This window comes from Nocardia vulneris (assembly GCF_001613425.1).
Taxonomy (GTDB): domain Bacteria; phylum Actinomycetota; class Actinomycetes; order Mycobacteriales; family Mycobacteriaceae; genus Nocardia; species Nocardia vulneris.
In genome coordinates this window covers 1-1,638 of the sequence record NZ_BDCI01000062.1, presented here as the reverse complement: position 1 = coordinate 1,638, position 1,638 = coordinate 1, and the positions used below count along the sequence as shown (strand labels likewise).

The following is a 1,638-nucleotide window of genomic DNA, read 5'->3' as shown; positions in this document are numbered from 1 at the left end:
TGGGGGTGGCCCGTAAGATGGGCCGGTGCGGAATCCGGTGGCGAGCATGGCGCGGGTGCGCGGTGCGTTCGTCGGCTCCGCGTCGGGGGCGGTGAGCATCGCGGCGCATGCGGTCGGTGGTGGGACCGTGTCATCCACGCAGTCCCCTATCGTTGTGCTGATCGCCGCGTGTACCGGGGTCGGCGTGCTGGTCGGTGTGCGACGGAACCGCTATGGCGTCGCCGAGATCATGGTGCTGCTGGCGATCGGGCAGGCGGTGGGCCACCTCGCCCTGACCGTCGCACCCGGACACCAGCACAGCGCGGGCATGTCCGCGGTGATGCTCGGCGCACACCTCGCCGCCATCCCCCTGGGCGCCGCGCTCATCCGCGGCGCCGAACTCGCCGTCGTCCGAGCCGTTTCCGCCGCACACCGCGCCGCCCGAGTGCTCTACGCCGCCCCGACTCCCCCATTCGAACCGGCCTACGCGATCCCCCTCGGATCGCTCCCCACACCCCGCCGCCTACTCCGCAGCTCCGGCTTCGGCCGCCGCGGACCCCCACCCACCCCCTGACCGCAGCAGCCCCACAGCCGCCGTATCACCCGAGCCCCGTTGCCGAACAACAGGACTCGCCATACGACAGCCGCCGCCAACACCGTCTCCGTGACACCCGGGGCCGTCACCCGGCAACGCTGCCAGCCAGGCAAACACAACCGGCTCGGCGACGCCGTCAGCTCGGCAACGTAACCGACTCGACAACGCCGTCAGCTCGGCAACGCTGTCAGCCCGGCAAACGCAACCGGCTCGGCGACGCTGCCAGCCCAGCAAACGCAACCGACTCGGCAACGCTGTCAGCTCGGCAACGTAACCGACTCGGCAACGCCGTCGGCTCGGCAACGTAACCGACTCGGCAACGCTGTCAGCTCGGCAACGCTGTCAGCTCGGCAACGCTGTCAGCTCGGCAACGTAACCGACTCGGCAACGCCGTCAACTCGGCAACGCCGCCTGCAGGCGACGCCATATCAGGCGACATCAGCGGCACACCCACGCCACAGCTCACCGAGCCATCGGCGCGGGCATACGCCGTCAGCGCCGCCGGGCACGGCAACGTGACCAGGTCGGCCACCCCGCCGGCTCGGGAACCCGTTGACTCGGAAGGGGTGACGGACACGGCAAAGCCTCAGCAGCGCCACTGGCTCAGCGAGCTATCGGCACGACCGGCGGGCGGCCGACGCCACCGGCTCGGCAGCACGATCGCTCGGCAACGCCACTGGCTCAGCGAGCTACGGCACGCGCCAACAGCCCGCATGCCAGTGAGCCCGGCGACGGCTCGGTAGTGCCGTCGGCGCGGCAACGCCATATCGGGTGACACCGCCGATACGGCCTGCGCAGACAGCTCACCGAGCCATCGGCACAGGCCAACGCACCCGGGCAGCCGGTGCCTCCGGCACAGCGACGTGACCGGTTCGGCAACGTCACCGGCTCGACGAGCCACCGACACGACCGACGCAGAGACAGGCGCCAACGCCACCGGCTCGGCAACGCCACCGGCTCAGCGAGCAACGCCACCGCCCACGGCGACAGCCCGCTGACAGCCAGCCCGGCAACGCCACCAGCTCGACGAGCAACGGCACCGCCCACGGCGACAGCCCGCTGAC

The 1,638-nt window shown here is 71.2% G+C and carries 1 protein-coding gene; it reads left to right on the top strand.

Going from position 1 to position 1,638, the window contains the following annotated elements; genetic code table 11:
• Window positions 1-25 precede the first annotated feature (25 nt).
• Complete coding sequence (locus tag NVU01S_RS41975; RefSeq protein ID WP_043683454.1) at window positions 26-553, top strand: hypothetical protein; 528 nt, start codon at window positions 26-28, stop codon at window positions 551-553.
• The last annotated feature ends 1,085 nt before the right edge of the window (window positions 554-1,638 follow it).